This is a genomic window from Bradyrhizobium sp. NAS96.2 (genome assembly GCF_001908235.1).
GTDB lineage: Bacteria > Pseudomonadota > Alphaproteobacteria > Rhizobiales > Xanthobacteraceae > Bradyrhizobium.
The window spans coordinates 1-17,213 of sequence record NZ_LGHK01000167.1; the positions used below are offsets into that span (position 1 = coordinate 1).

Consider the following 17,213-nt stretch of genomic DNA (forward strand, 5'->3'; position numbering starts at 1 on the left):
CCGGCCCAGGCACCCGCCGCCCAAGCGCCGGCCGCAGGTCAGGCGCCGGCCGCGGCTGCCCAGCAGCCGCCCCAGGATCAGCAGATCCAGCTCATCTACGCCCCCTGGACCAAGTTCTGCCTGAAGGGTCAGGAAGCCAACGCCAAGCAGGTTTGCTTCACCGGCAAGGACGGCCGCATCGAGTCCGGCCAGCCTGTCATCGCCGCCGTGATCATCGAGCCCGAAGGCGAGCCGAAGAAGATCCTGCGCGTCACGCTGCCGCTCGGCATGCAGCTCGTGCACGGCACCCGCATCATCGTCGACAACAACCCGCCGCAGCAGGCGCCCTATGTGATCTGCTTCCAGAACGGCTGCATGTCCGACTATGAAGCAACCCCCGAGCTGATCGCCAACATGAAGAAGGGCCAGAACCTCGTGGTCCAGGCGATCAATTCGAACGGCGCGCCGCTGACGCTGCCGCTGCCGCTCAACACCGAATTCGCCAAGGCCTTCGACGGCCCGCCGACCGATCCGAAGGTGTTCGAGGAAAACTCGAAGAAGCTGCAGGAAGAGTTGCAGAAGCGCGCCGAAGAGCAGCGCAAGAAGCTGGAAGGCGCGGGCGCTGCTGGTGCTGGTGCGACGCCGGCTCCGGCCAACCCGGCGGCCAAGTAAGCGTTCAAGCGTTCACGACATCGCGAGATCATCGCAAATCAAAAGGCGCCCGGACGGGCGCCTTTTTTGTCATGCGATACGGACTGGCTGGTGGCAGCGTGCCGCGCTGGTGATCGTGCACATCGTGTGCGATGGTTTGTCAGGGCACATGATCGCCCCAAGCCGCATCGTCGTTTCCTTGTCCGGATAAAGTCCGGCGCCGAAGCACAATCATAAATCCGAACCGGGAGGCCAGACGAACGCGCGGAATGCGCGCCTTCGATGCGCAAATGCGCGCGTGGTTCTCCTGCGGACCCTGGCCGCCGTTCGCTGTCATGGAAGTCGCCGAATGTCGCAGCAAGTCAACACGCAGCGGCGGGAACCGCTCCCCCGGCCCAGGAACGAGGATTTGCAGCAGCCGGCCGGTCGTCCTTCGGCTGATGCGGGCGGCCGCGTCAACCAGGACAACGTCCCCGGCGCCTTTCATCCGGGCATCGTCCATCTCGCGCTGGCGATGGGCGGCTTTGCGATCGGCATCGCCGAATTCGCGACCATGAGCCTGCTGCCGTTCTTCGCCCACGACCTGCATGTCAGCGAGCCCCAGGCCGGCCACGCCATCAGCGCCTACGCGCTCGGCGTCGTGGTGGGTGCGCCCGTCATCGCCGTGCTGTCGGCGCGCATGACGCGGCGGAATCTGCTGATCGCGTTGATGGGCTTCTTCGCGCTGATGAACGGCCTCTCGGGACTGGCGCCCGACTATCGCACCATGCTGGCGCTGCGCTTCCTCGCCGGGCTGCCGCATGGCGCCTATTTCGGCATCGCCATGCTGGTCGCGGCCTCGCTGGTGCCAATGGACAAGCGCACCGCGGCGGTCGGCCGCGTCCTGCTCGGCCTCACCGTTGCGACGACGATCGGCGTGCCGCTCGCCAACGGGGTGGGGCAGGCGATCGGCTGGCGCTGGGCCTTTGCGATCGTCGCGGGCCTCGCGCTGCTCACCGCTATCCTGGTGCTGATCTTCGCGCCGCGGGACGTCGCCAACAGCAATGCGAGCCCGCTGCGTGAATTGTCGGCGCTCGGCCGCAAGCATGTCTGGCTGACGCTGGCGATCGGCGCGATCGGCTTCGGCGGGCTGTTCTCGGTCTACACCTATCTCGCATCGACCATGCTGGCGGTGACGCACACCTCGCCGGCCCTGGTGCCGGTCACGCTATGCGTGTTCGGGGCCGGCCTCACCGCCGGTAACATCATCGTGCCGCGCTTTGCCGACCGCGCGCTGATGGCGACTGCGGGCGGGCTGTTGCTGTGGTCGGCAGCCACGCTGGCGCTGTATCCGCTGGCGGCCACGAATTTCTGGACGCTGAGCGCCGACGTGTTCCTGATCGGACTCGGCGGAGCGCTCGCCACGGTGTTGCAGACCCGCCTGATGGATGTCGCGGGCGAGGCGCAGAGCCTGGCTGCAGCGCTCAACCATTCCGCATTCAACGTGGCCAATGCGCTGGGGCCGTGGCTCGGCGGCATGGCGGTCGCGGCCGGCTATGGCTGGACGTCGACCGGGCTCGTCGGCGCTGGACTGGCGCTGGCGGGTCTTGTGGTCTGGGCGATTGCGGTGGTGTTGGCCAGGCGCGAGGGCGTGTGAGCGCCCGCGCCAAATGTCAGTTCAGCGACGGATTGCGCGGACGGTAGCCGCCCGACTTGTCCTTGATGAAGATCTCCGCGACCTGCGAGTGCCGGATCGGTTCGCCGGAATCATCGGGCAACAGGTTCTGCTCCGAGACATAGGCGACGTACTCGGTCTCCGAGTTTTCCGCGAGCAGGTGATAGAACGGCTGGTCCTTGTGGGGGCGCATGTCCTCGGGGATCGACAGCCACCATTCCTCGGTGTTGTTGAACTCCGGGTCGATATCAAAAATCACGCCCCGGAAGGAGAACACCCGGTGACGGACGATCTGCCCGATCTGAAACTTGGCGGTGCGCGCTTTGATCATGGTTCGTCGATAGACCAACATTGTGGCCGATGCTAGGGGCAAGGCGGCTAATTAACCCCCCGGTTTACCGATTCCAGCCCTGCGAAAACGACCCGAAATCCGGCCGAGAAACTACTTTCAGAATGATCGATATCCTCAATCTGGCGTTGCCGTATTTCGGCTTGATCTTCATCGGCTATGCGTGCGGAAAAGCCAAGGGTTTGCCCGAGAGCGGGCTCGCCTGGATGAATTTCTTCCTGCTTTACGTTTCGTTGCCGGCGCTGCTGTTCGGGATCATGTCCAAGACGCCGTTCGCGGAGCTGAACAACCCGCCATTCCTGATCGCGACCACGCTCGGAACCGTGATCGCGTTCTTCCTGGCGATGGTCGCAGGCAAGCTGATGGGGCGCCTCTCATTGCGCGAGGCAACGCTCGCCGGCCTGTCCGGCGCCTACGGCAACATCGGCTATATGGGCCCGGGCCTCGCGCTCGCCGTGCTCGGCGCCAAGGCGGCGGCGCCGACCGCGCTGATCTTCTGCTGCGACAGCATCTTCCTGTTCTCGATCGTGCCGCTCCTGATCGAGCTCACCGACCGCGACCATCCCTCGCTGCTGCACGCGTTCGGCGTGGTGCTGCGCCAGATCGTGCAGAACCCGCTGATCATGTCGGCCGTGTTCGGCGCGCTGGTCGCCGCGTTTCACATCCCGATTCCGGTCGCGCTCGACCGCACCATCCAGTTCCTGCAGAACGCCGCAGCACCCATGGCGCTGTTCGCGCTCGGCGTCACCGTGGCGTTGCGGCCGTTCGAGCGGGTGCCATGGGAGGTGCCGGGCGTGGTCGCGATCAAGCTCCTGATCCATCCGCTCCTGGCATTCGGACTGATGCTGCTGTTCGGCCCATTCGCGCAGCCCTGGGCGGCGACCGCGGTGCTGATGGCCTCGCTGCCGCCGGCGCTCAACGTGTTCGTGATTGCACGGCAGAACGACACGTGGATCGAGCCGGCGTCGGTTGCGGTCTTGATCGGCACCTTCGCCTCAGTGATCACGCTGACCAGCGTGATGTGGTTCATCCAGAGCGGACGGCTGGTATTTCCTTAAGAGGAAATCACCGCCGCCATGACGGTGCGAGGCCCTCGCGCATCGCGAGCCGCCGCAGCGGGCCGAAGGCGCCGAGCAGATGCAGGCCGGCGGCGCGCGCAGTCTGCACGCCGAGGAAATCGCTCAGCAGCGAGCGGTTGGCGATGTCGATCGCCCAGGTCCGGCTGGCCACATCGGGTCGCCGCGCCGCCTCGTAGCGCGACAACACGTTTGGTGCGCCGGGATCCTCGCCACGGCCGATCGCCTGTCCCGTGATCTCGGCGATATCGGCGGCATCGCGCAGCCCCATGTTGAGGCCCTGCGCGCCGATCGGCGGCAGCACATGGGCGGATTCCCCGACCAGCGCGATCCGGTCCCTGGCGAATTGCCGGGGGCGCTCGATGGCGAGCGGAAACACGTGACGGCCGCCTTGGACCTCGACGCGGCCGAGAATCGAATGCGACTGGCGCTCCGCCGCGACGGACAATTCCTCGTCGCTGAGCGCCTTGAGCCGCTCGGCCTCCTTGGGCGCCGAGACCCAGACCACGCTGCTGCGGTTGCCGGCGAGCGGCACGAACACGCAGGGGCCGTGCTCGGTATGAAATTCGGTCGAGATGTTCTGGTGTGGCCGGCTGTGGGTGATGTTGAAGGTGAGGGCGGACTGCCCGAGCGCGCGGCTCGTCACCTCGATGCCGGCGGCCTCGCGCGACAATGAATTACGCCCGTCGGCGCCGACCACGAGCCGGGCGCGCAGTGACTGGCCCTGCCGCGTCACCACGGTGACCCCTGCATCATCCGGCTGCACCGAGGCGGCCTCGTCGTCGAAGCGCGTCAGCGCGGCCAGCTCGCCGGCGCGGTCCTCGAGCGCTGCGACCAGCGAGCGATTGTCGATGTTGAAGCCGAACTGCTCGCGGCCGATCTCGTCGGAATTGAACCGCACCTCCGGTGCGCGGATCAGGCGGCCGGTGTCGTCGACGAGGCGCATGGTCTTGAGCGCGGCCGCCTTGTCGCTGCAGCGCCGCCAGACGTCGAGCCGCTCCAGGATGTCGGTCGAGGCGCCGAGCAGCGCGGTGGTGCGGTTGTCGGCATAGGGCACGCGGCGCGCCAGGAGCGCGGTCCGGGCGCCGGCATCGGCGAGGGCAATCGCAGCCGTCAATCCGGCCGGGCCGCCGCCTATTACGATAACGTCATAATCCTGCGAGCTGTCGGTCATATCAGGACATTTGACATGCCTGGCCCGATTTTCAAGCCATCGGTAACCACCAAGAGTTTCCAACGCTTTGCGCGGCGGAACGCCGCAAGACTGCATATGCAAAGGTGGCCGATTCCTGATAGCACTTCGGCCGATGGAGCACTCGAGCCAGCCGGATGCGTTGCCAGAACGGATGCGGACCGCCGCATTCTCCGTTCACATTTTCACGGCACTGGGCGCCGGGGTCGCGCTGCTGGCGATGCTGGAGGCCGTGCGCGAGCACTGGGCCAACATGTTCGCCTGGCTCGGGGTCGCGCTGATCATCGACGGGATCGACGGTCCGCTGGCGCGCCGGCTCGACGTGGTGCGGCTGCAGCCGAACTGGTCGGGCGAGGTGCTCGACCTGGTGGTTGATTTCGTCACCTATGTGTTCGTGCCGGCCTATGCGATCACCGCGAGCGGCATGCTGCTGCCGCTGGCCGCGCCGATCCTCGGCATCGGCATCGTGGTCTCCAGCGCGCTGTATTTCGCCGATCGCCGCATGAAGGCCGACGACAACCATTTCCGCGGCTTCCCGGCGCTGTGGAATGCGGCGGCGTTCTATTTGTTCCTGCTGCATCTGCCGCCCGTGCTGTCGACGATCGTGGTCGCGCTCCTGATCGTGCTGACCTTCGCGCCGTTCCACGTGCTGCACCCGTTCCGGGTGGTGCGGCTGCGCTGGCTGACGCTGTGGCTGCTCGGCGCCTGGGCGCTGCTCGGCATGTACACGCTCGCCAACGACTTCATTGTCGGAGCTCCGATCACGTTCGGTCTCTGCGCCATCGCGGTCTACATCGTCGGCAGCGACACCTTGATCCGCCGGATGAAAGCCTTCAGAGCATGATGCAATTGATCACCAGCCCGGAAGCCTGGGCTGCGCTGTTGACCCTGACTGCGCTCGAGATCGTGCTCGGCATCGACAACGTGATCTTCCTCTCGGTGATCGTGTCGCGGATTCCACCGGCGCAGGCCAACCGCGCGCGGCAGATCGGCCTGCTGCTGGCGCTGGTGTTCCGCATCATCCTGCTGAGCGTCCTGGTCTGGCTGATCGGACTGACCCAGCCGGTGATCATCATCACGAGCGTCGCGCTGTCCTGGCGCGACATCATCCTGATCGGCGGCGGCCTGTTCCTGATTGCCAAGGCAACCCACGAGATTCACGGCGAGGTCGAGGCGCGCGAGGCGGAGGCCGACGACAAGCCGAGCGCCAGTGCATTCTTCTGGGTGATCGTGCAGATCATCATCATCGACCTGGTGTTCTCGCTGGATTCGATCATCACCGCGATCGGCATGGCGCAGGACATCGAGATCATGATCGCGGCGGTCGTGATCGCCTCTGCGATCATGTACCTCTCGTCCGGACCGGTGGCGCGGTTCGTGGCGGAGCATCCGACCACCAAGATGCTGGCGCTGGCCTTCCTGGTGCTGATCGGCGTGGCGCTGGTCGCCGACGGCTTCAAATTCCACATCCCGCGCGGCTACATCTATTTCGCGATCGCGTTCTCGGCGGCCGTCGAAGCATTCAACGTCCTGGCCAAGCGCAACCGCAGGAAGGTGGCGGGCTAGGCCAGTTCCAGGCTGCTTGGTTGACAAGGCGGGCCCGATGGCATTCGCTCGCTTGATGCTGGTTTTCCGAGGGGAGCGATGACATGACCAAGGCTGTGCGCGTGCACAAGGTTGGGGGCCCGGAAGTCCTGACCTATGAGGACGTCGAGGTGGGCCCGCCCGGGAACGGCGAGGTGCGCATCCGCCAGCACGCGGTCGGGCTGAACTTCATCGACGTCTATTTCCGCACCGGCCTTTACAAGGCGCCCGGCCTGCCGTTCGTCGCCGGCAACGAGGCCGCGGGCGAGGTCCTGGCCGTGGGGCCGGGGGTGACCAACTTCCATCCCGGCGATCGCGTCGCCTATTACTACAACCTCGGCGGCTACGCCTCCGAGCGCGTCATCCCGGCCGACAAGCTGGTCAAGCTGCCCGACCACATCACCTACGAGCAGGGCGCCGTGCTGATGCTCAAGGGGCTCACGGTCTGGTACCTCCTGCACAAGACCTTCAAGGTCGAGCAGGGCCATCGGGTGCTGATCCACGCTGCGGCCGGCGGCATCGGGCTGCTGGCCTGCCAGTGGGCGCGGGCGCTCGGCGCGCATGTCATCGGCACCGTCGGCTCCAAGGCGAAGGCCGATCTCGCGCTCGCCAATGGCTGCGACCACGTCATCCTCTACAACGAGGAAAACTTCGTCGAACGCGTGAAGCAGATCAGCCGCGGCGAGCTCTGCGACGTGGTCTATGACGGCGTCGGCAAGACCACGTTCCCGGGATCACTATCGTGCTTGCGGCCGCGCGGCCTGTTCGTCTCGTTCGGCAACGCCTCAGGTCCGGTGCCGCCGTTCCCGCTCGCCGAACTCAACAACCACGGTTCGCTGTTCGCGACGCGGCCCAAGCTCAACGACTATGTCGGCACCCGCAAGGAATTGCTCGAGGGCGCCGACACGCTGTTCGCCGCCGTGATCAACGGCAAGCTGCACGTGCCGATCAACCACGCCTATGCGCTGAAGGATGCGGCGAAGGCGCATATCGACCTGGAGAGCCGGGCGACCACCGGCGCGGCGATTCTCCGGCCGTAAGTCTCGCCGTCATTGCGAGCGAAGCGAAGCAATCCATTGTCTCCGCACATGCGGATCGATGGATTGCTTCGTCGCTTGCGCTCCTCGCAATGACGAACGTGGTGGTGCTTACGCCACCCGCCGTGCCGCGCCGACCTTCGTCAGCACGGTATCCAGACAGTCAATCATCGAGGAAATCTCCTCCCGCGTGACATTGAGCGCCGGCATGAAGCGCAGCGTGTCCGGCTGCGGCGAGTTGACCAGCACGCCGGCCGCGAACGCCTCGGCGACGACGGCCGCGCCGATCGGCATCTTGAGGTCGAGCGCGAGCAGGAGGCCGCGACCCCTGATCTCGCCGAGCCCATGCCGCGCCGACAGCCGCTGCAATTCGCGCTCGAGCAGCAGCCCGGTGTCGGTGACCGATTTCAGGAAATCGGGCTGGCCGATCTGATCGAGCACGACAAGCCCGGCGGCGCACATCAGCGGATTGCCGTTGAAGGTGCCGCCCTGATCGCCGTGATCGAAGCAGGAGGCATGCTCGGTCGCGAGCAGCGCCGCGAGCGGCACGCCGCCGCCGATGCCCTTGCCGAGCGTCATGATGTCGGGCGCGATCCCGGCATGCTCATAGCCGAACAGCTTTCCGGTCCGGCCCATGCCGGTCTGGATCTCGTCGACGATCAGCAGCAGGCCGCGCTGCTGGGTCAGCGCCCGCAACTCTCTGAGGAACGCATCACTCGCAGGCCAGACGCCGGCCTCACCCTGGATCGGCTCCAGCATGACCGCGACAGTCGACGAATTGATCAGCTGCCGCACCGACTCGATGTCGTTCAGCCTGGCTTTGCGGAAACCCGAGACCTTCGGCTCGAACAGCGGCTCGAATGCCTTCTTGCCCGAGGCCGACATGGTCGCGAGCGTGCGGCCGTGGAAGCCACCTTCGAAGGTGATGATCTCGTGCGCGCCACCCTTGTACTTGGCGCCGAATTTCCGCGCCAGCTTGATCGCGCCTTCATTCGCCTCGGCGCCGGAATTGGCGAAGAACACCTGATCGAAGCAGCTGTTGTCGACCAGCGCCTTGGCCAGTTTCAGGCTCTGCTCGTTGTAGAAGGCCGGGCTCGGCGTCAGCAGCCGCCTGGCCTGCGCGGCCAGCGCGTCGGCGACGATCACCGGCGAATGGCCGAGCGGATTGACGGCCCAGCCCTGCACGAAATCGAGATAGCGGTTGCGATTGGCGTCCCACAGATACGAGCCGGCGCCGCGCACGAACACGACCTCGGGGCGGGCGGTGATGTCCATCAGCGCGTCGAACGGATGGGCGGCGTTGGTCATATCGATCTCCTCTGGGGTCGGTGTGGGGATTGGGGACAGGCCGAAAAGCAAGAAGGCCGCGCTTTGCGGGCGCGGCCTTCTCGAAAACCTTGGCTGATGTCAGCTAATCAGCGATGGCGTCGGACACGGCGCAGCCCAGCATCGTCGCGGGTGCGACGACGGTTGGTGGCGCGGCGGTGGGTCCGGTTCAGCTTCATGGCGCAGGGCCATACAGCCGAACGCCAGATCGTGTCAAGGGTCAGAATCCCGCGACGCTGCCGTGCAGGTCGTATTCGTCGGCGCGCTCGATCTTCGCAGTGACGATCTCGCCGACCTTCAGCGGGCGGCGGCTGGTGAGGTAGACGGCGCCGTCGATCTCAGGCGCGTCGGCCTTGGACCGGCCTTTCGCCACCGTCGGGCCGACCTCGTCGATGATCACCTGCTGGCGGGTGCCGACCTTGCGCTTGAGGCGGCGCGCTGAAATTTTCTGCTGCCGCGCCATCAGCGCATTCCAGCGCTCCTGCTTGACCTCGTCGGGCACCGCATTGGGAATCGCATTCGACGTGGCGCCGGCAACCGGCTCGTATTTGAAGCAACCGAGGCGATCGATCCCGGCTTCATCGAGCCAGTCGAGCAGATAGGCGAAATCGGCATCGGTCTCGCCGGGGAAGCCGACGATGAAGGTCGAGCGCAGCGTCAGCTCCGGGCACTGTTCGCGCCACTTCTGGATCCGCGCCAGCGTCTTCTCCTGCGCCGCCGGCCGCTTCATCGCGCGCAGCACGTCGGGGCTCGCATGCTGGAACGGGATGTCGAGATAGGGCAGCACCTTGCCCTCGGTCATCAGGCCGATGACTTCATCGACATGCGGGTAGGGGTAGACATACTGCAGCCGCACCCAGGCGCCGAGCTCGCCGAGCTCTTTTGCCAGATCAAAGAACTTCGCGCGCACGCTGCGATCCTGCCACGGGCTCTCGGCATATTTCAGGTCGACGCCATAAGCCGAGGTGTCCTGCGAGATGACCAGCAATTCCTTGACGCCGGCCTTCACCAGTCTCTCGGCCTCGCGCAGCACGTCATTGGCCGGCCGCGACACCAGGTCGCCGCGCAGCTTCGGGATGATGCAGAAGCTGCAGCGGTTGTTGCAGCCCTCGGAAATCTTCAAATAAGCATAGTGGCGCGGCGTCAGCTTGACGCCCTGCGGCGGCACCAGGTCGATGTGGGGATTATGCGCCGGCGGCAATGCGCGGTGCACGGCGTCCAGCACGCTCTCATATTGCTGCGGGCCCGTGATCGAGAGCACGCCGGGATAGGCGGCCTCGATCTGCTCGGGCTCGGCGCCCATGCAGCCGGTGACGATGACCTTGCCGTTCTCGGCCATCGCCTCGCCGATCGCGGCCAGCGATTCCTGCTTGGCGCTGTCGAGGAAGCCGCAGGTGTTGACGATGACGATGTCGGCCCCGTCATGCTTTCGCGCGAGCTCATAGCCCTCCGCGCGCAGTCGGGTGATGATACGCTCGGAATCGACCAGGGCCTTGGGGCAGCCGAGACTAACGAACGAGATATGGGGCGCTCTTTCCATGTGGTCGCCTGGAGCCTGATCTGAATTGTTCGGATTGGTGATCCAACTAATTGATCTGATAGAAAAATTCAACCGCTATGCATGTTTTCACGAAGGTTCCGGTCAAAGCTCAGCGAAGCAACAAAATATGCTCTCTAATCATCGCTGAAGGCGGTTGGTTATCAGCACCCGTAGATTGCAGCCGCCATTCAACGACAGCATCGGCTGTGCTATCTCTGGCCCCCTGTTTAGTCGGGTTCAAACTGCGGAGGGCTTTATGGGTCTCGACCTCGTTGTAGAGGGGTGCGCAAGGCCCGGTCACGAAAAGGAGTGGCGTCGTCTCTTGGAGCGCGCGTTCTCGGACGATCAGCTATCAGAGATGGAGGTCGCCCATTTCAACGAGATCAGCGTTCCCGGTTACGAGCGTATCAGTGCCCCGCGGGTTGGGTTTGATGCCGCCGCTGATGCGTGGATCATCAAAGAACGGAAGGCGCAAACGCCCGAGGAGATAGCGGCCACGCTAAAGGAATTCTACGGCTATCACGTTCTAAGGCTCGTGAAATGCGATGGCGTGCCGACCTACTCTAATGGTGGCTTGTACGACGGCGTCGACGAGACCAGTTTTCGTGGCGCCTTTCTGAAGAGCTGTGGGAACGTGATCGACAAGCAGTTGCTGGAGGCGGCGTGGGAACACAAGTTTCCCGAGACGGCGATCAAGTATGGACGAGCGCTGCTCGCCGCAGCAGACGCAGCCGAGATATCGCCTCGCGTCGCGCACCAGAATTTTCTTTCACGTCTTGGCCTCGTGAAATCAGTCAAGCCTCTCCCGTTGCCGGAGCAGCTCGATATTGTGCGCTCCGCGGGGAGCTGGTTCATTTTCTGGGGCGAACGGGGTCACCCAATACGCGCCTATTTCTGACCGGCGCAGAGGCAAGTCATCGCATGATGACGACAGCTTCGGGTCACGACCGCCAACGTTGGGAATGAGCGCGTGGGGTTCAACTCCGCGCCCGAGTGGCCGACTTGAAAGCTTACGTTCGTTGTCTCAGGGGCAGCCGAGACTAACGAACGAGATATGGGGCGCTCTTTCCATGTAGTCGCCTGGAGCTGATCTGAATTGTTCGGATCTGCCTGATTGATGGGCACGAGCTAGTCCCAATTGCCGAGAATTACAACCCTTTCCGCACCGCCCCGGCGTGATATGGATGGTTCCTGCCGGGCCTGAAGAGTCGTCGATGAGCGCTGAATCGTCTCCCAAGATCGTCATTGTCGACGAGAGCCCGATCCGGGCGGCCATCCTGGAGGAGGGGCTGCGGGAAGCCGGCTACACGGACGTGGTCCATATCAGCGAGATGCAGAGCCTGCTGTCGCGGATCTATGCGCTCGACCCCGACATCATCGTCATCGACCTCGAGAATCCCAGCCGCGACGTGCTGGAACAGATGTTCCAGGTCAGCCGTGCCGTGCGCCGGCCGATCGCGATGTTCGTCGACCAGAGCGACGCCGCCTCGATCCAGGCCTCGGTGGAGGCGGGCGTCTCTGCCTACATCGTCGACGGCCTCAAGAAGGAGCGGATGAAGCCGATCCTCGATCTCTGCGTCTCCCGTTTCAATGCCTTCGCCAAGCTGCAGGACGAGCTCGACCGCACCAAGCACGCGCTGGAGGAGCGCAAGGTGATCGACCGCGCGAAGGGCATTTTGATGAAGGTGAAGGGGCTGACCGAGGAAGAGGCCTATGTGCTGATGCGCTCGACCGCGATGCGCGAGAAGAAGAAGATCGGGGAGATCGCGCAATCGATCCTGACGGCGTCGGAGCTCTTGAAATGACCACACCCTTGCACGTCGGGTTCATTCCGCTGGTGGACGCAGCCGCCCTGATCGTCGCTGTCGACAAGGGATTTGCGGCAGCCGAAGGCCTCGACGTCACTTTGGTGCGCGAGGTGTCGTGGTCGAACGTCCGCGACAAGCTCAATATCGGCCTGTTCGACGCGGCCCATCTGCTGGCGCCGGTGGCGATCGCCTCCAGCCTCGGGCTTGGCCACGTCAAGGTGCCGATCACAGCGCCGTTTAATCTCGGGCTCAACGGCAACGCCATCACGGTGTCGCCGGCGCTGCATGCCGCGCTGATGCAGGAGATCGACGGCGACCGCTTCGACCCGATGGCGACCGCGCAGGCGCTGGCCCGTGTGGTTGCGAAGCGGCGCAAGAGCGGCGCCGAGCCGCTGACCTTCGGCATGACCTTCCCGTTCTCCACCCACAATTATCAATTGCGGTTCTGGATGGCCGCCGGCGGCGTCGATCCCGACGAGGACGTCCAGCTCGTGGTGCTGCCGCCGCCCTACATGGTGGACAGTCTCGCCAGCGGCCACGTCGATGCGTTCTGCGTCGGCGCGCCCTGGAACTCGATCGCGGTCGATCTCGGCGTCGGCCACATCCTGCATTTCGTCTCCGACATCCTGCTCAGCGCGGTGGAGAAGGTACTGGCGGTGCGCCAGAGCTGGTCGGACAAGCATCCCGATGTCGTCGCCTCGTTGGTGCGCGCGCATCTGCGCGCTGCGGAGTTCATCGAGCAACCGGAGAACCGGCCCGAGGTCGCGCGGATGCTGGCGCAGCCCGAGCGGCTCGGCGTCGACGCCAGCGTCATCCAGCGCACGCTCGACGGCCGGCTGAAGATTTCGCCCGACGGCATCATGCGCGAAAGCAATCGCTATCTGCTGGTCGGGCGCGAGGCGGCGGCGCGGCCGGACCCCGGGCAGGCGGCCTGGCTCTACGCCCAGATGGTGCGCTGGGGCCAGACGCCGTACCGGCCGGAGGCGCTGAAGGCGGCCATGGCGGTGTTCAGGCCCGATCTCTACGATGCCGCATCCGGACGCCCGGCAGGCGCCTCCAACGCCATCGGCGCATTCGCCGGTCCGCCGTTCGATCCGGCCGATGTTCCGGGCCATCTGGCTGCATTCAAGATCGGGCGCTGGAAGCCCTGAATGCGGCGCGGCGGCCACCTCAGGCTCCTTTGCATGGGGTTGTTTTCGATATTTTCGGTTGGTGCGGGACTGGCGCGGGTTCCCGACGCCTCGAATTGCAACGAATAAGATTCTCGAGCCTGCGCTCGAGGAGGAATATTCCTCTCGGAACCGGGTTCCCGAAGGCGGCGACGTCGCTATTTTTGCCACCCGCTTGAATTGCCGCGCGAACGCTATTCCATATGAGCGAGAATGGGGCGTTGGAGATCGACCATGCGCGAGCTATCGGCGGAAGCCCGCCTGCACTTTTACGCGCGACAAATTTCTAGGAAGTCCGGGACCGGAATTCACACTGCTGCGCTGTACAGCGCCTTTGCCGTGATCGCGGCCATCGTGTTCGGCACGCTGTCCGTCCACCCGTTCTGAGACCATCTGAAAATTCAAAAGCCGCCGTCTGATGCGATCAGGCGGCGGCTTTGTGTTGGCTGGATGGGGATCGCTCAGTAGCGGCCGTATCCGTATCCGTAGCCGCCGCCGCAGGTGTTGCAGGTCTGCTGAACCGGCGCGTAGTAGGAATAGCCCGGCGAGACCATTTCGGTGCGCTCCTGCGTGGCGTATTGCGGCGCGATCCGCTCATAGGCGACGCCTTCGGGCGCGACCATCACCGTCTTCGGCACCATCACGGTACGATACTGCGCCGGCGTGCGATGCGCGATGACGCGGCCCGGGGCCACCATCACGGTTTCCTGCACCGTGCGATATTGCGGCGGCACCGTCTGCACCTGATAGCAGGTCGTGCAGGGCTGGGGCGGCGGCGTATAGCAGCTGTAGCAGCCGGCCGAGGCCGCGCTGGTGAAGGCGGCCGTGGCAACCGCGGCAATAGCGAGAGAGAGGCTGGTGCGGAACATGCTTTGGTACCCAATTTCCTGAGAGGACAATCAAAGGCTCGGAAGCTGCACCTAACAATCAAACGGCAAGTTTGGGTTTAAGAAGACTCTTAACGGAATCTAAAAGGGCCGGCGCGGCGGCCGACCCTTGTCGATTGATGTATTCGTGCCTCAGTGCGCGGTCTTGAACGGCGCAACCGTGATGCCGGCCTGCTTCAGCGCTTCGCGCAGGCCCTGCGCGATCTCGACGGCGCCGCGCGTATCACCATGAATGCAGACGGTATCGGTCTGCATCTTGATCACCTTGCCAGTGACCGAGACGACCGCACCATCCTGCACCATCCGCACCACGCGTTCGGCGATCGCCTTGGGATCGTGCAGCACCGCGCCGGGCTTCTTGCGCGACACCAGGTTGCCGTCATCCTCATAGGCGCGGTCGGCAAACACCTCATGCGCCATCCGTAAGTTGGCCGCTTCGCCGGCGCGCACCAGCTTCGAGTTTGCGAGCACCACGAACACGAGGCTCGGATCGACGGCCTTGATCGCATTGGCGATCGCCCGCGCGGTCATGTCGTCCTCGCAGGCGACGTTGGAAATCGCGCCATGCGCCTTCACATGGGTGACCTTGTGGCCGGCCGCGGTTGCGATCGCCTGCAGGGCGCCGATTTGGTAGGCGATCAGGTTCTCGATCTCCGAGGATGTCAGCCCCGGCATCGGACGGCGGCCAAATCCATGCAGGTCGCGATAGCCGGGATGGGCGCCGACGCTGACACCGCGCGCTTTCGCGAGTTCGACCGTCTTGCGCATGATGTCGGCATCGCCGGCATGAAAGCCGCAGGCGACGTTGACCGAGGTGGCAAGCTCGATCATCGCCGCATCATTGCCCATTTCCCAGGGGCCAAAGCTTTCGCCGAGGTCGCAATTGAGGTCGACAGTTTTGGTCATGACGATCGATCCGTTTGTTGTTGGTGGCTCTCTTGTTTGAGCATCGTCTTATCGGAAAACCGCTTCGCACTTTTTCGGACGATGCTCTAGGGTACCGCAACTTGCCAGGTCGACACATCGACGGCGCTGACCGCTTGGCCTGCGACATTCGCATCCCGCAGCGCCTCGATGTTGAGTCCAAGATCCTCGATACCGCGAAGGCGGTCGGGCAGCGAACGCAGCAGCGCGTGAAACTTGATCGCTTCGGCCTGCGCTTCCGCCATCGTCACCGCCTTGAAGCGGAACGGCCGGCCGGCCGAGATCTGCGCGAAGCGGCCAAAATCCGCCGTGATCACGGTCGCGATCTTCGGATAGCCGCCGCTGGTGCCGCGGTCCGGCATCAGCACGATCGGCTGGCCGTTGCCGGGCACCTGGATGCTGCCGGTCACGGTGCCGTCGGAGACGATGTTGTGGCCGTCGAGGTGCCTGATGACGGGGCCTTCGAGCCGGTAGCCCATGCGGTCGCTGGTGGCCGAGATCTTCCACTCGCTGTCGATGAACAGCTTCTTGCTGTCCTCGGCGAACTCGTCGTCCTGCGGGCCGAACACGATGCGGATCGGCGCGTCGGCGGCTACAGGCAATTCGATACGGCGCTCGGCGGCGCCGCTCGCAGCTTTCGCCTTCAACTCGTCGCCGCTTTGCAGCGGCCGCGGGTAGGGGCTGCCGAGCCCGGCCCGGGCGTTGACGGCGAGGCTGCCGAACATCGGCTCGCCTTCGATGCCGTGCTCGATCGCGAGATAGCTGAATGAGCCGCCGCGCGCGAAGCCGAGATTGAGCGTCTCGCCTTCGGCGAGCGTCGCCGAACTGTCGAACGCGACCGGCCGGCCGGCGATATCCGCGTTGCGCGATGCGCCGGCGAGCCCGACGCGCACCGCGCCGCCGCGCGCGGTGAAGCTGGCGCCGAACGGACCGATCTCGACCGCGGCGGCGAACAGGTCGTTGCCGACCAGCGTGTTGGCGGCCGCCAGCGAAAGCCGGTCCATGGCACCGCTCGGCACCAGGCCATAGCGCTGCGAACCCGGCCGGCCGCCGTCCTGCACCGAGCTTGCCGGACCGATCGAGGTGACGACGAGCTTGCTCATGGCGTCACCAGTTCTGCGACGATCTCGCCCGACTCGGCGGCGCGGTCCTGCTCGGCAAAGGTCTTGGCGTCGATCGCCGTGAAGGTGATGGCGTCGCCCGGCTCGAGCAGGAAGGTCGGATCGCGATGCAATTGGTAGGTTCGCACCGGGGTGCGGCCGAGCAGGTGCCAGCCGCTCGGGCCGGCCAGGCACTGCACGCCGGTCTGGATGCCGCCGATCGAGATGGTTCCGGCCGGGGTCAGCAGCCGCGGATCCTTGCGCCGGGGCATGTGCAGGAACGTCTCCAGCCCGCTGAGATAGGACCAGCCGGGCGTGAAGCCGATCATCGCGACGCGATAGTCGCCGGCGACATGGCGGGCGACGATTTCATCGGGCGTGGTCTGGAGCGCCTTTGCGACTTCCTCGAGATCGATGCCGTGCTCGCCGCCATAGGTGACCGGGATACGCCAGCGCCGCGTTCCGGTCTCGGTCGGTAGCGCCTTGGCAGCACGCGCAAGAATCTGCTCGCCGAGCGCATCGAAGCTGATCTGCACGGGATCGTAATGCACCAGCAGCGACCGGTAGGTCGGCACGGTCTCGCTGATCCCTGCGATCGGCTCGGCTGCGATCAGGCGATCGAGCGCGAGCACCCGCCGGTTGGCGGCGTCGTCGATGGTGCGGCTGAATTCCACCGTGATGGCGCTGTCGCCACTCGGCAAAAGGCGGGGAGGACTTAGGGGTTCGGCCATTTGGATCAAGCGGACTTCGTTGGCCATCAAGCTAGCGTGTTTCGAGACAAAACGGAATTCGCTTCGTGCAAAATGATGTAGCAACTTCAATAAATTAATCGGCATGCCGGCGATAAATTTGGTTGATCGGAGGATTCTTTCGCAGCCCTTGACGCACGGCCTTTGCCCGGCAACATGCGGCGGTCTTTCCCTCCCATCGGAGCAAG

Annotated in this window: 18 protein-coding genes; 10 read left to right on the forward strand and 8 right to left on the reverse strand. The window is 64.9% G+C overall.

Going from position 1 to position 17,213, the window contains the following annotated elements; translation table 11 throughout:
• Together AC628_RS30555 and AC628_RS30560 are read left to right on the forward strand one after the other, a co-directional pair.
• On the forward strand, positions 1-651 hold a 651-nt coding region (locus AC628_RS30555), incomplete at its 5' end, for an invasion associated locus B family protein (protein WP_074130506.1).
• A gap of 328 nt (positions 652-979) precedes the next feature.
• Positions 980-2,266: an MFS transporter gene (locus AC628_RS30560; protein ID WP_210190282.1), complete on the forward strand. Its 1,287-nt coding sequence runs from the start codon at positions 980-982 to the stop codon at positions 2,264-2,266.
• Between the two features lie 16 nt (positions 2,267-2,282).
• Here the strand turns inward: AC628_RS30560 and hspQ are convergent, their stop codons facing one another.
• Positions 2,283-2,615 carry a heat shock protein HspQ gene (hspQ, locus tag AC628_RS30565; RefSeq protein WP_050406639.1) on the reverse strand — a complete coding sequence of 111 codons (333 nt, stop codon included), beginning with the start codon at positions 2,613-2,615 and terminating at the stop codon, positions 2,283-2,285.
• A gap of 122 nt (positions 2,616-2,737) precedes the next feature.
• Here hspQ and AC628_RS30570 point away from each other — a divergent pair, with 122 nt between their 5' ends.
• Positions 2,738-3,691 carry an AEC family transporter gene (locus tag AC628_RS30570; protein ID WP_074130507.1) on the forward strand — a complete coding sequence of 318 codons (954 nt, stop codon included), beginning with the start codon at positions 2,738-2,740 and terminating at the stop codon, positions 3,689-3,691.
• 7 nt (positions 3,692-3,698) lie between these two features.
• Here the strand turns inward: AC628_RS30570 and AC628_RS30575 are convergent, their stop codons facing one another.
• Entirely contained in the window at positions 3,699-4,883 is a 1,185-nt protein-coding gene (locus AC628_RS30575) for a UbiH/UbiF family hydroxylase (RefSeq protein WP_074130508.1), read from the reverse strand.
• A 133-nt stretch (positions 4,884-5,016) separates the two neighbouring features.
• Here AC628_RS30575 and pcsA point away from each other — a divergent pair, with 133 nt between their 5' ends.
• The 3 genes from pcsA to AC628_RS30590 all read left to right on the forward strand — a co-directional run bounded on the left by pcsA (position 5,017) and on the right by AC628_RS30590 (position 7,525).
• The gene (pcsA, locus tag AC628_RS30580; protein ID WP_074130509.1) at positions 5,017-5,745 is read left to right on the forward strand and encodes a phosphatidylcholine synthase; all 729 of its coding nucleotides are present in this window, start codon (positions 5,017-5,019) and stop codon (positions 5,743-5,745) included.
• The gene (locus AC628_RS30585) at positions 5,742-6,467 is read left to right on the forward strand and encodes a TerC family protein (RefSeq protein WP_074130510.1); all 726 of its coding nucleotides are present in this window, start codon (positions 5,742-5,744) and stop codon (positions 6,465-6,467) included. The genes pcsA and AC628_RS30585 overlap by 4 nt, the downstream gene beginning before the upstream one ends.
• Before the next feature lie 83 nt (positions 6,468-6,550).
• On the forward strand, positions 6,551-7,525 hold the full coding sequence (locus tag AC628_RS30590) for a quinone oxidoreductase family protein (protein WP_074130511.1): 975 nt from the start codon (positions 6,551-6,553) through the stop codon (positions 7,523-7,525).
• A 108-nt stretch (positions 7,526-7,633) separates the two neighbouring features.
• On the opposite strand, the gene AC628_RS30595 is transcribed toward AC628_RS30590, so the two are convergent.
• Both AC628_RS30595 and rimO read right to left on the reverse strand, forming a co-directional pair.
• Positions 7,634-8,830, reverse strand: coding sequence for an acetylornithine transaminase (locus tag AC628_RS30595; RefSeq protein ID WP_074130512.1), 1,197 nt, complete (start codon positions 8,828-8,830; stop codon positions 7,634-7,636).
• A 238-nt stretch (positions 8,831-9,068) separates the two neighbouring features.
• Entirely contained in the window at positions 9,069-10,388 is a 1,320-nt protein-coding gene (gene rimO, locus AC628_RS30600; protein ID WP_074130513.1) for a 30S ribosomal protein S12 methylthiotransferase RimO, read from the reverse strand.
• A 256-nt stretch (positions 10,389-10,644) separates the two neighbouring features.
• Between rimO and AC628_RS30605 the strand changes: the two genes are divergently transcribed.
• From AC628_RS30605 to AC628_RS43260, 4 genes are all read left to right on the forward strand, one after another.
• Positions 10,645-11,286 carry a hypothetical protein gene (locus AC628_RS30605; RefSeq protein WP_143201882.1) on the forward strand — a complete coding sequence of 214 codons (642 nt, stop codon included), beginning with the start codon at positions 10,645-10,647 and terminating at the stop codon, positions 11,284-11,286.
• 316 nt (positions 11,287-11,602) lie between these two features.
• A complete protein-coding gene (locus AC628_RS30610; protein ID WP_074130515.1) occupies positions 11,603-12,193 on the forward strand; it encodes an ANTAR domain-containing response regulator in 591 nt (196 codons plus the stop codon).
• On the forward strand, positions 12,190-13,347 hold the full coding sequence (locus AC628_RS30615) for a CmpA/NrtA family ABC transporter substrate-binding protein (RefSeq protein WP_074130516.1): 1,158 nt from the start codon (positions 12,190-12,192) through the stop codon (positions 13,345-13,347). Before AC628_RS30610 ends, AC628_RS30615 begins: the two co-directional genes overlap by 4 nt.
• Before the next feature lie 252 nt (positions 13,348-13,599).
• On the forward strand, positions 13,600-13,752 hold the full coding sequence (locus tag AC628_RS43260; protein ID WP_168193479.1) for a hypothetical protein: 153 nt from the start codon (positions 13,600-13,602) through the stop codon (positions 13,750-13,752).
• Between the two features lie 74 nt (positions 13,753-13,826).
• Here the strand turns inward: AC628_RS43260 and AC628_RS30620 are convergent, their stop codons facing one another.
• The 4 genes from AC628_RS30620 to pxpB form a co-directional block, all read right to left on the reverse strand.
• Entirely contained in the window at positions 13,827-14,234 is a 408-nt protein-coding gene (locus AC628_RS30620; protein ID WP_074130517.1) for a hypothetical protein, read from the reverse strand.
• Between the two features lie 150 nt (positions 14,235-14,384).
• Complete coding sequence (locus AC628_RS30625) at positions 14,385-15,158, reverse strand: LamB/YcsF family protein (protein WP_021081530.1); 774 nt, start codon at positions 15,156-15,158, stop codon at positions 14,385-14,387.
• Between the two features lie 86 nt (positions 15,159-15,244).
• On the reverse strand, positions 15,245-16,279 hold the full coding sequence (locus AC628_RS30630; protein WP_074130518.1) for a 5-oxoprolinase subunit C family protein: 1,035 nt from the start codon (positions 16,277-16,279) through the stop codon (positions 15,245-15,247).
• Positions 16,276-17,007 carry a 5-oxoprolinase subunit PxpB gene (gene pxpB, locus AC628_RS30635; protein WP_074130533.1) on the reverse strand — a complete coding sequence of 244 codons (732 nt, stop codon included), beginning with the start codon at positions 17,005-17,007 and terminating at the stop codon, positions 16,276-16,278. The genes AC628_RS30630 and pxpB overlap by 4 nt, the downstream gene beginning before the upstream one ends.
• Positions 17,008-17,213 lie beyond the last annotated feature (206 nt).

Bases quoted from the DNA above. Each gene is read 5' to 3' on its own strand.
- AC628_RS30560 (WP_210190282.1), top strand. From the start codon at position 980: ATGTCGCAGCAAGTCAACACGCAGCGGCGGGAACCGCTCCCCCGGCCC.
- hspQ (WP_050406639.1), bottom strand. From the start codon at position 2,615: ATGATCAAAGCGCGCACCGCCAAGTTTCAGATCGGGCAGATCGTCCGT.
- AC628_RS30570 (WP_074130507.1), top strand. From the start codon at position 2,738: ATGATCGATATCCTCAATCTGGCGTTGCCGTATTTCGGCTTGATCTTC.
- AC628_RS30575 (WP_074130508.1), bottom strand. From the start codon at position 4,883: ATGACCGACAGCTCGCAGGATTATGACGTTATCGTAATAGGCGGCGGC.
- pcsA (WP_074130509.1), top strand. From the start codon at position 5,017: ATGGAGCACTCGAGCCAGCCGGATGCGTTGCCAGAACGGATGCGGACC.
- AC628_RS30585 (WP_074130510.1), top strand. From the start codon at position 5,742: ATGATGCAATTGATCACCAGCCCGGAAGCCTGGGCTGCGCTGTTGACC.
- AC628_RS30590 (WP_074130511.1), top strand. From the start codon at position 6,551: ATGACCAAGGCTGTGCGCGTGCACAAGGTTGGGGGCCCGGAAGTCCTG.
- AC628_RS30595 (WP_074130512.1), bottom strand. From the start codon at position 8,830: ATGACCAACGCCGCCCATCCGTTCGACGCGCTGATGGACATCACCGCC.
- rimO (WP_074130513.1), bottom strand. From the start codon at position 10,388: ATGGAAAGAGCGCCCCATATCTCGTTCGTTAGTCTCGGCTGCCCCAAG.
- AC628_RS30605 (WP_143201882.1), top strand. From the start codon at position 10,645: ATGGGTCTCGACCTCGTTGTAGAGGGGTGCGCAAGGCCCGGTCACGAA.
- AC628_RS30610 (WP_074130515.1), top strand. From the start codon at position 11,603: ATGAGCGCTGAATCGTCTCCCAAGATCGTCATTGTCGACGAGAGCCCG.
- AC628_RS30615 (WP_074130516.1), top strand. From the start codon at position 12,190: ATGACCACACCCTTGCACGTCGGGTTCATTCCGCTGGTGGACGCAGCC.
- AC628_RS43260 (WP_168193479.1), top strand. From the start codon at position 13,600: ATGCGCGAGCTATCGGCGGAAGCCCGCCTGCACTTTTACGCGCGACAA.
- AC628_RS30620 (WP_074130517.1), bottom strand. From the start codon at position 14,234: ATGTTCCGCACCAGCCTCTCTCTCGCTATTGCCGCGGTTGCCACGGCC.
- AC628_RS30625 (WP_021081530.1), bottom strand. From the start codon at position 15,158: ATGACCAAAACTGTCGACCTCAATTGCGACCTCGGCGAAAGCTTTGGC.
- AC628_RS30630 (WP_074130518.1), bottom strand. From the start codon at position 16,279: ATGAGCAAGCTCGTCGTCACCTCGATCGGTCCGGCAAGCTCGGTGCAG.
- pxpB (WP_074130533.1), bottom strand. From the start codon at position 17,007: ATGGCCGAACCCCTAAGTCCTCCCCGCCTTTTGCCGAGTGGCGACAGC.